Raw genomic sequence first — 10,317 nt, 5'->3', positions numbered from 1 at the left:
CAATCCATCCGTGTAAGGAAATACGGATTGGCGCCTCGCGCCTATTTATGCCTGATAACAATCTCATTGAGCAGGATCGTCGACGAATCAAGTGCCGCGTCAGCTCCATGCTCGGCTTCAAGGCGAAGGCGACCGCCAAAATTATCCTGTCTGGCATCGAGATGATCCACATGATGCAAACGGCAGGCGAGGTATGCCTACAATCCTAGCCCCTCAATCGCCGAGCAGTTAGCCATCCTCACGGCATAGAACGCCGACCCCGATTCCTGCCACCCTTTGTTCCGTTTCGATCTTTGCGACAGAACTTCCTTTGCGGCATCGAAATGGTTCACATCATGCGCAAGCGACAAGCGAGATGCGCGTTCAGTCCGAATCCATCCCTGGCCGAGCAGTTCGAAATCCTGCCACCTGGTAGACTTCGCATCAGGCCTCTCTGCGCCCCGATTTAGCTGTTGCAACAAAACCATCTATATCGCTCGACGCGGGTTCATTGCTCTGCTGCGCGCCGCTATGCGTCGCGGAAGCATGCTTTGGCCATGACGCGATTATGTCTTCCGCAGCCGTGGTAATATGGCGTGAAATGGCAGCCTTGGCGCCGGGTCCGTCCTGTTCTTCTAGCCGTTCGATTATACGCTCATGTTCATAGAGGTAACGGCCGAGACTCGGATGCCCATTAAGGACCCCAAAATAGGGGCCTATCTGCAACCAAAGCATTTCTATGCAGGGCAGCAGCGTCTCGGATCCAGCCGCCTCATATATCGCAAAATGGAATGCTCGATTAGCGCCGAGCACACCGCTGAAATCCGACTTACCTGCACATTCGATCTCCCGACGCAGCAACTTCCGGAGGAGCTTTACAAGCTTTGGCGTTGCATTTTCCGCTGCCCATAATGTGGCCAGTCCTTCGATCCCCAGTCGCACTCGACAAAGATCTCGTACCGTCTCCGGAGAAAATTCCGGCACCTGTACAGCCCGGTTCGGCAACGAGATAAAGGCTCTAAGCGCGACTAGGCGACGAACTGCTTCCCGAACAGGCATCGGACTAGTCTCGAACTGGGCGGCGACCTCCCGGATGATGACACTTTGACCTGGAATGAACCGTCCTGCCATCACGGCAGTCGACAACGACGCGTAAACCCTATCGTGCATCAGGGCTGGTTCGATCGGCCGCATAATTCGGTCTGGCTTGGCTTTTGGAGATTCAGTCATGCTGCACGCTCTTCGCGTTGATCGATCAAATAAACTGTTGAATCCATAGGTCGGGTTGACCAAGACATTGAAGGGGGTAGGATAGTTTAATGCGCACTCTTTTTAATGCACACTCTTTCACGGCGCGCACCCCACGGGAGTGGATAGAACCCAATTTGGAAGGCTCTCGCCAGAACGATTTTCGTTGGCGAGAAGGGCGCCTCCCCTATTTCATATCGGGCGTTATCAATTTAACTCGCGTTCAGGGATTTGCGGCATAGACCGATGGCATGAACACCGCGACCATCAAGCGCCATCTTTTCCCGCCGCAATTCCCTGAACGCGAGTTGAATCGATAACGCCCATCCGCCCCTTCGCTCCCGCCCCATTACAGGACCTTCGTCACGAATACGGGTCGATCCACCCCAACTTCCCATCGGTACTCTCGCCGCACGGTGGTGTTCCGCTTGTGCTTCTCCCTCGGCATCAGAAAGCTGGTTTCTGCAGTTCCGCAACGACGCGTCATCGAAGGGTTTGCTTGCGCTCCATCTTCCGGATGCCTACCTGCCCCAGATCATGTCCGCGGCTTCTGCTTTCTGCAGCACACTATGGACGGGCACTAGCTATGTCTCGGATTGAAGCACAAAGCTGGGTGACCTCTTCCAGACTGTGGTCCGCAGTCAGGCATACGCGCAAAGCAGCCTTGTGCCGGGGCACCGTCGGATAAAATGCTGCGGCCACATAAAAGCCGCGCCGCAATAGCTCTGCTGCCGTATCCACCGCTGCCCGAGACTCACCAATCGGGACCATCCGGATTGGCATTCCGTCACCTGACGATTGCGTCGGCATTTTATCGTCAAAAGCTTGAACAACCCTACTCAGGCGGGCCTGGCGCTCACCCAGCTCCGCAGAACGATGAATTTCTGCTGATGCTAAGGCACCTGCAATTCCGGCCAAGTCTGGTCCCATCGAGAATGCATGCGGGACGGCGTAACGTCTAAGGAGTTTCTCCTGCTCTTCCGTCCCAAGCATGAGAACACCGCCAGTCACTCCGAAGCCTTTGCTCAAAGAAGCCGCGATGATTGTGTTTTCGCCTAGATCTGTGATTTGGGATTTGGCATATCCTTGGCCATGCCTTCCCCGGATTGAGATGCCATGCGCATCGTCGATGTAGATGAATAGCCCATAACGTTCTTGGAGGCGCAAAAGCTCACCGATGGGGGCATTTCCGCCCATTGAATACACACCATCGCATATGTAGGCGACGCACGTGTGTTCCCGACAAATACCCTCCAGTTCCTCAATGTCGTTGTGCCTAATTTGCAGAACCTCGGCATCTTCGGCCATAACAGCCTTGTGGTATGCCAAAGTGGCATGAGCAAATCGGTCGAACACCAGTACCGGCTTGCGTCCTCGGGTGAAAGCCCCGCATGCGAGTAACGGAAGCGCGCTCATGTTCGCCGTTAGAACCAACGAGTATACGACAACCCGAGCATCGAAAAGTTCAGATAAGCTGTATTCGAGATCTCGGGTTAGCGAGAAATTCAATCTCGTGCGGGCACCTGACCACTGTATCGAGCGATATGACGCTAATGCTGCTATCGCAGCATCCACGATCATCGGATGGTTATCAAGCCCGAGATAGCTGCCTCTTGCGAATTCTATAACCGATCGTCCTGGCTCGAGCTCCACGTGTCGCTGCTCAAGCGAGCGGGCATATAGTGTCATTATTCCTTTGGAGTACGCATAGTCGAAATCTGATCTGGACTTCTCAATAAGGCTTGCAAGATTACGAAATCTCTGCTTCTTCACAGCACTCTCCGTCAAACTGACCATAATATAATTTACGTTTGTTCATCATCGGCAACCCCCGCTACGTAGCCAATGTGTCCCTTCAAAGTCGTGCCAACTTTGCACAAGGGGAGGCTGCGGCTCCTCTTTTGGCTGGTGCGCCCGGCTATTGCGAACGCGCTGATCACAGTCGGAAGTCCGAGAGTCCTACTCGGAAGCCAGCCCGCCATCGGCTTCAATCCTGGTCCTCACAGTCCCTCAGCAGGCCTACTCGCGAAGCTGGTGTTGTCGCCAGGAACCTTTCGAAGACATCGGCTATCTTGTCGATTTCGGCATCAGACATTGCCGTCGATAGCGAGGCCGAAGTGTTGGCATGAAGAAGGATACCCTCACTGCGGAAAAAACGGCTTATTGCTTTCAACGTGCCTGCCTCATCCGTCGACGGGTAGGCTTCGCGATAGTCGCGCGGAAGCGCTTGTTTGGGGTGGATGCGAAAGAGCGACGCTGCGCCGCTGATGACATAGGGAGCCTGATGGCGGCTGATGGCGGCGGCGAGTGCAGTGCGGAGCCGTTTCCCCATTTCCTCCAGGCGGGCGAATGCTACTTCGGTCAAGGCTTCCATACTGACGCGACCGGCGACCATTGAGATAGGATTTGCCGAGAAGGTGCCAGCCTGCGCCACTTTGGCCCGTCCGGCCGATCCGTCGAAGACGCTCATCACGCGGCTCGATCCGCCAATGGCACCGATCGGGAATCCTCCACCGATGATCTTGCCGGCGGCGATCAGATCGGGCTTGATACCGTAACGTGCGGAGGCGCCACGATAGCCTTGGCGAAGATTGAGCACTTCGTCGCAAACGACGAGAATGCCATGTTGGCGCGCGGTTTCGACGATAGCAGCAATGAAGTCAGGATCAGCCGGGATAAGGCCACCGCCGCTCGGCATTGGATCGAGCAGGATACAGGCTAGGCGATCCGCGGCAGCTGCGATCCTGCGACGCGCACCGTCGGCATCATTGAACCGAAGAATGAGAACCTCGTCGGCGACCGATGTCGGTGTGCCTGCATAGGCCGGCACGGCGATAGGCGCATCCGGCGATCCCCATGTTGCGGGCGTACCTCCCAGGTCCGCCTCGGCCCAGTCATAGGAGCCGTGATAAGCGCCTTCGGTTTTGGCAATGGCCGGGCGTCCGGTGAATGCGCGCGCCGCCTTGACGGCGAACATCACCGCCTCAGTGCCGGTGTTGACGAAGCGAATTTGTTCAACCACCGGAATGCGGTCAACCAGCAGTTCTGCCAGGTCGATCTCATGAGCGGTCGGATTGGAAAAGCAGGTGCCGTCGCGAAGGAGACGCGCCACAGCATCAAGCGCAGGAAGAAAACCATGCCCATGGATCAGCGTAGTGAAATTGTTGTTGAGATCCAGAAAACGTTGTCCGTCAACGTCAATCAGATAAGCGCCGTCACCTTTCAGGATGTAGCGCGGCGTCGGATCGCGTTCAACCGTAGCACGGGTAATGCCACCCGGAAAAACCGAGCGACCTCGAGCAAACAATTTGTTTGATTGTGGGCCAAGCAGAGTAGCGTTGGGTGCGGTCTCGAACTTTTTCGGCATTCAGATCTCCTGACAGTATCGCTTTTCTTGTATTTCAAAGCAATCAAGACGGTTTAGCTGGTTGGTCGATCAACGCTACTTCCTCCTCACTCGACGGACCACGCCACGCCGGCCCTGCCATTCGCGGATCAGCGCATCGAGATCGGCTGTCTCGACACGGACTGCCTCAATTCCCTCGGCCGCAACATAATCGTACTGAGCTGGATTAGGCGACAGGACAATTGAATGAAGACTAAGTTGCAGAGCTTCTTGCGTATAGCGGACCCTTATACCTTGAGCCTTAAACCAGGATCAGCGCTCTTCTTGCCATTGCCATTGCCATTGCCGTTGCCGTTGCCGTTGACTCCGACGTTGCGTGGGGTGCGGCGGCCCGAGCCTGCTTCGCCAAAAGCTTTTTCAGCCGTGCCTGATCTCGGACCTTGTCGTGAACGTACCATTGTCAGCGATTTGCGGTCGCAAAGATGTTGTAAAGTTACTTGAAGGATTTGTTCGACACCTCGAAAAGGTGCTGTCGCAAAGATCGAAACGGGGACAAAAGATGGCAGGAATCGGGGGGTCGGCGTTCTATGCCGTGAGGATGGCTAACTGCTCGGCGATTGAGGGGCTGGGATTGTAGGCATACCTCGCCTGCCGTTTGCATCATGTGGATCATCTCGATGCCAGACAGGATAATTTCGGCGGTCGCCTTCGCCTTGAAGCCGAGCATGGAGCTGACGCGGCACTTGATCCGTCGACGATCCTGCTCAATGAGATTGTTATCAGGCATAAATAGGCGCGAGGCGCCAATCCGTATTTCCTTACACGGATGGATTGACTACCATCCACCTACCGGGATTGGGGTGTCGAGAGCACGCATGGCGGGCAGGCCGAAGTATCTGATGAACTGTTCGAGTTGTTATCTGGCCGCCCCCTTGCCTGGTTGCGCTTCGAGCGCGGATCCGTAGTTGTCGTGTAGCCCGCCGGCTCCCAAGGTTGCTGAACCTGGAAAGGAGCCGGGAATGAGAATCATTGCCCTTGATGTCCACCGATCATTCGCCCAAATGGCAATCTTTGGAGAAAGGCAAAATCCGGAATGCGGGGAGGATCGATCTCGAAGGCAGCCGCCTGTTGCAGTTCGCCATGAAGCTCAAGCCGGATGACGAGATCGTCATCGAGGCGACAGGCAATACAAGTGCGACCGTGCGATTATTGTCGCCTTTGTGGGTCGGGTGTGGTCATAGCCAATCCGATCCGGTCCGGGACATCGCCTGGGCCAAGGTCGAGACTGACAAGATCGACGCGGCAGTGCTGGCGAAGGTTCATGCGAGAGGATTTCTACCCGAAGTGTGGATGCCGGACGAGGAAACCGAGACACGTCGTCGCGTGGTAGGTGAACGCAGCTCGCCTCCCAGATGACGCCTCTCAAAAACCGAATCCATTCGGTTCTGCAGGAATCTGATCCACCCTACAAAGGCTCACCGTTCTCAAAACGCGGCAAGGTCAGCTAATGGCTCAGCCGCTCGCCGAGGATCAGCGGCGAGTCGTCTTTCGCCATGACGGCGAACTCGAACGCCTTGGCGGAGAACTTACACAGGTGTGGACAAAAGCCTCCCACAGACGGCACTCCAGGAGCGACGAGCCAAGCGTTTGATGACGATCACCGGCGTGGATGTCACGGTGGCATGAGTATCGTGGCAGCCGTCACGACACTGAGCGGTTCTCATCGCCGGAAAAGCTCGTCAGCTACTTCGGATTCAACCGTAGGAGTCTAGTCCCGGCAGTTGCTGGAGCGGACTGAGAAGCGTTCAGGCCGCGTGGCCCAAGCCGTTGCAGGTGAACTCATAGGGCGTGAGACCTTTGAGGGTCTTGAGCCTGCGGCAGAAGTTGTAGGCCGAGGCGAAGTCGGCAAGGTGCTGGCGGAGTTGAACGTGGCTCTCATAGTAGAAGCGCCTGACGGTCGCATCCTTGATGGTCCGGTTCATCCTCTCGACCTGGCCGTTAGTCCACGGGTGCCTTGTCTCGGTCGTCCGCTGTTCGATGTCGTTCCTGGCGCATGCGTATTCGAAAGCATTGGCGGAAGAGTTCGCCAATTGCGATGGCCTCCTTGATCAATGGCACGGCCGAGCCGCCGGTGCCGGGGGTGGTGACCTGGATGCCGTAGCACCTACGGAATGAAGGAGCGATGGGAGCCGAGACAGCGGTGCCCGCCGCTTTTCGCTGCAGGCGCGCACCGGTCGTACGCACTACCTGCCGCTGTATTTTCCCGAGATCGATCGCTTCCGGGAAACAGCCGCAGCGTTCTTCGCCTTCTCCATGCCTTTCCGACGCCAGCAAGCATCACGGCGCAGACGAAAGAGGAGTTTGTGACAGCATCGTGGGATGTCGTCGGCCGCAAGGTCAGCAACAAATTCCGATGGATATTTACGAGACGGCGCGCTCGTCGATCGGACTGCCGCTGCCGCTTGACGCGCCTGCCATTCGCATGTTCCGGATGGTCATTGACGAAGCGTCACGCTGCTCTGCGGCGCCCCGGCCGCTCCGATCGTGGCCGTGCCGAGTTGGCTGCGCAAGGCGATCGAGGCGGCGCAAACCGTTGAGGATGCTGCCCTTGCCACCGGCGCGGCCATCGCCGTGCTAGATGCGCGGTTGTCCGCCGCGACGAAAAATGGACCGGCGCCTGTCGGCAGCGCCTCGCGCTCGCCGTTGCCGCGGCACGGCGCGACAGGCGGGTCGCGTCAAGGCTGAAGGCCGGCACAGGATGCCGTTTCGACAACTCTTTCGGCGATTGAGATAATCTCCTTGAGTTCCGCCTCACTCGTTAACAAGCTACGGGACGAGGCCGAGAAAGTCGTCCCGCGAACGCCTGAAGCCTGCAAAGACGAGAACTCGAAGCTGAAGAACTGCTCGAAGCCTCGGCACTAGGACTACCAGTGGCCGACGTCATGATGATGGAAACGAGAGAATCATCAGATGTCTATCGAGATAGAACTTCTGGACCGGCTGCTTGCCGGCCGTGATCCGAAGAGGTGTTTTCTACGGACGGTCTGCTCGCCGCCGGTTTAATCCGAACCCTATCTGGCCAACCAGGTTCGCAAGTCTCGCCGCGTGATCAGCTCCTTGCTAATTCGCGTGGAGCCGTTGTAACGCCTCCTTCAAAGAAATTCATAGACTCTTAGCAAATCCAAACCGCCGTGAATGGTACGCTTACCTCATCTGAGGTCAGTAGACCAGAAACGTGGTGCTTAAAGGCAATGGCAAGAGCGCTGATCTGGGTTGTTCGGGACACGGCGACGATCAGCCCAAAGCAAACACATGTTTACCTAACGACTGCCGCCAGAGGCTGGTCGCCGGGATCCCTACAACGAAAATTTCGTTCGAACCTGCGGAGACGCCCAATGACAAAGTCGGTGGGACGGGTATCCAGCTTGATGCTGACCCATGATGACACTGGTCAGTCGCCTACGCACGGCAGGGCATTTTGATGGGCCTTTGCGTGCCTGCGGACCTAATTGTCTGCGAAGCTAGCGGAGATTCTGGGTCTGCGTCGCGAGCGGGTTGTGCGACACGTCCGGCTGCTCGCCAGACCCGACTTTTGCTGGAACAAACAACCACGGTGGCGCTCGTACCATGTCAAAGCAGGATGCAACGACGGCGGGGTGATCCAATTATTGGTCGATCTCCTGCCCTATGGCGACGGCTATCATAAACAGGACCTGCAGCGGTTCGAAGCGGCACGATACACGCGGCCGAAGGGGACCGCATGCTTAGCCGTGAAATAGATCGATCCAATTGGAGCGCGAAGCTACCATGGACAACTCCGCCGACCTCCATCGCGCAGCCCGACACCTAGGGGCGGTCTTCCTTGGCCGCGGCTGATTGCCGCGTTCACGAGCTGCTTCTGAGACAGGAGCGGCAGGAGGGGACGCCCCTCAAGCTCATCGCCTCTGATCCCTGGACTCACCGACCGGTGAGGCCGGCTGATCCAGGCCCCAACCTAACTCCAACACCTGCAGCGAGGACATTCCATGCCCAGGCAGTTCGTGTTCTCTTCCGAATCTGTCGGCGCGGGACACCCGGATAAGATGGCCGACAAAATCTCGGATACCAATCCTCAGCATCGATCCCAGGGCGAGCGTGTCTTGTGAAGTATTGGTGAATACAGGAATGGTCATTCTGGCTGGCGATATCACCAGTGGCGCGCAAATCGCTTACAGCCAATTTGCGCGCGATACGACTGTCAATATTGGATATGATAACGACGAGATCGGCTTTGATGGTGGCCTTGCGCCGTCGTTCTGGACTGAGCGGTAATACAAATGGTCGGTATTTTCTGCGGTGTCCCGCAAGCTTTGGAGTGCTTCGGGTCTGCCAGGAAAGTTCTAGAGGAGCGAAGTATTCTATGAAGATCATTGGCATTACGATGTGGCAACTCGATCTGTCACTGACAAAGCCCTATTGGTTATCCGGTGGCCGCCTGAAGTTCGAAAAACTCGACAGCACCTTTGTGAGGGTTGATACCGATGCGGATGTGTCTGGTTGGGGGGAAGGCTGCCCTTGGGGCAGCACCTATCTACCCGCCCATGGTCCCGGGATCAGGGCGGGTATCGCCACACTAGCGCCCTCATTGCTGGGACAGGACCCGAGGTCGCTTGAAGCGATCAACCGGACAATGGATATGGCGCTCCCCGGTCATCTGTATGTGAAGTCGGCCATCGATCTGGCCTGCTGGGACATCTTGGGAAAAGTCACCGGGATGCCGCTATGGCGATTGCTCGGTGGAACTACCGCAGATCCGGTCGCAGTTAACTCTTCGATTTCCACCGGCACTACCGACGAGATGATCAAACTCATAAGGGATGCGTATTCAGAGGGGTATCGTACACACTCTGCCAAGATAGGAGGTAGCGATCCCGTCGCGGATATTGCGCGTATTCAGGCGATTGAAGCGGCGCTGAAACCGGACGAGAAGGTTACCTACGACGTGAACCGCGCCTGGTTCCCGGCGGTTGCACTCCAGGTACTGAACAACGTGTCCCTACGCGGCTGGATAGAACAGCCTTGCGAGACGGTACAGCAATGCGCTCAGGTTGCCCGACGGGTAAAACAGCCGATCATGCTTGATGAGTGCCTTCATTCTTTTGAGGACCACCTGCAGGCTTGGCGCTTAGATTCCTTTCAGGGCGCCAAGGTCAAGCCCAATAGAGTAGGCGGTCTAACCAAGGCTAGGCAGGTTCGGGACTTCGGTGTCTCCGTGGGTTGGCAGATGCACATTGAGGATGTCGGAGGTTCGGCCTTGGCAGATACTGCGGCAGTCCATCTCGCATCATCGACTCCTGTCGCCAATAGGTTGGCCAGCTGGCTATGCCATCATCACCTTGCTGCCGATCCCGTTCCGGGCCAGGGAGCAAGGAATGTCAATGGTTTTGCTGCGCCGCCGACAGCGCCGGGGCTTGGCGTGGAGCCGGACGTCGCCGCACTCGGGGCGCCGGCATCAGTTTTCAAGTAACACTTCTATGAGCTCGCTAACGAGCACGCGCGTCGTGGTGCGAACGGGGCATGGTGGATTCGGTACACTCGAGTTCCGGTCGTATGGCCGAGCCTGGAACCTATTCCATGAGTGGCCGGAAAGAATCTGAGTACCATGCTGTGCGCCTTTTGATGGTAGTGTGCTGAGAGTTCTGCAAATTCGCTGAGAGGGGGCGGTCATGGCAGGCTGGTGATTGTTCACGTCACCTGATTCCCGC

General features: G+C 56.8%; 7 protein-coding genes and 4 pseudogenes. 6 read left to right on the top strand and 5 right to left on the bottom strand.

Going from position 1 to position 10,317, the window contains the following annotated elements; translation table 11 throughout:
- A pseudogene (locus NKI10_RS30380) lies at positions 1–249 on the top strand (DDE-type integrase/transposase/recombinase); the annotation flags it as partial.
- A gap of 174 nt (positions 250–423) precedes the next feature.
- On the opposite strand, the gene NKI10_RS30370 reads toward NKI10_RS30380, so the two are convergent.
- The 4 genes and pseudogenes from NKI10_RS30370 to NKI10_RS30355 form a co-directional block, all read right to left on the bottom strand.
- On the bottom strand, positions 424–1,209 hold the full coding sequence (locus tag NKI10_RS30370; RefSeq protein ID WP_352862572.1) for a GntR family transcriptional regulator: 786 nt from the start codon (positions 1,207–1,209) through the stop codon (positions 424–426).
- Between the two features lie 585 nt (positions 1,210–1,794).
- Positions 1,795–3,000, bottom strand: coding sequence for an aminotransferase class I/II-fold pyridoxal phosphate-dependent enzyme (locus NKI10_RS30365; RefSeq protein ID WP_352862571.1), 1,206 nt, complete (start codon positions 2,998–3,000; stop codon positions 1,795–1,797).
- Positions 3,001–3,214: 214 nt separating this feature from the next.
- Positions 3,215–4,594: an aspartate aminotransferase family protein gene (locus NKI10_RS30360; protein WP_023820428.1), complete on the bottom strand. Its 1,380-nt coding sequence runs from the start codon at positions 4,592–4,594 to the stop codon at positions 3,215–3,217.
- A gap of 564 nt (positions 4,595–5,158) precedes the next feature.
- Positions 5,159–5,393, bottom strand: a pseudogene (locus NKI10_RS30355) (IS6 family transposase); the annotation flags it as partial.
- A 218-nt stretch (positions 5,394–5,611) separates the two neighbouring features.
- Here NKI10_RS30355 and NKI10_RS30350 point away from each other — a divergent pair.
- Positions 5,612–5,989, top strand: coding sequence for a hypothetical protein (locus NKI10_RS30350; RefSeq protein ID WP_352862570.1), 378 nt, complete (start codon positions 5,612–5,614; stop codon positions 5,987–5,989).
- 352 nt (positions 5,990–6,341) lie between these two features.
- Here NKI10_RS30350 and NKI10_RS30345 read toward each other — a convergent pair.
- Positions 6,342–6,639: pseudogene (locus NKI10_RS30345) on the bottom strand (integrase core domain-containing protein); the annotation flags it as partial.
- A gap of 172 nt (positions 6,640–6,811) precedes the next feature.
- On the opposite strand from NKI10_RS30345, the pseudogene NKI10_RS30340 reads away from it, so the two are divergent.
- The 4 genes and pseudogenes from NKI10_RS30340 to NKI10_RS30325 all read left to right on the top strand — a co-directional run.
- Positions 6,812–7,079: pseudogene (locus NKI10_RS30340) on the top strand (IS110 family transposase); the annotation flags it as partial.
- Between the two features lie 1,519 nt (positions 7,080–8,598).
- Positions 8,599–8,718: an S-adenosylmethionine synthetase N-terminal domain-containing protein gene (locus tag NKI10_RS30335; protein ID WP_352862569.1), complete on the top strand. Its 120-nt coding sequence runs from the start codon at positions 8,599–8,601 to the stop codon at positions 8,716–8,718.
- A 19-nt stretch (positions 8,719–8,737) separates the two neighbouring features.
- The gene (locus tag NKI10_RS30330; protein WP_352862568.1) at positions 8,738–8,884 is read left to right on the top strand and encodes an S-adenosylmethionine synthetase N-terminal domain-containing protein; all 147 of its coding nucleotides are present in this window, start codon (positions 8,738–8,740) and stop codon (positions 8,882–8,884) included.
- Between the two features lie 88 nt (positions 8,885–8,972).
- Positions 8,973–10,079: a mandelate racemase/muconate lactonizing enzyme family protein gene (locus tag NKI10_RS30325; protein WP_023820423.1), complete on the top strand. Its 1,107-nt coding sequence runs from the start codon at positions 8,973–8,975 to the stop codon at positions 10,077–10,079.
- Positions 10,080–10,317 lie beyond the last annotated feature (238 nt).

Source organism: Mesorhizobium sp. M0802, from assembly GCF_040320115.1.
In the GTDB taxonomy this organism is placed as follows: domain Bacteria; phylum Pseudomonadota; class Alphaproteobacteria; order Rhizobiales; family Rhizobiaceae; genus Mesorhizobium.
The sequence above is the reverse complement of the archived record's forward strand: the minus strand, read 5'-3'. Positions and strand labels throughout refer to the sequence as shown.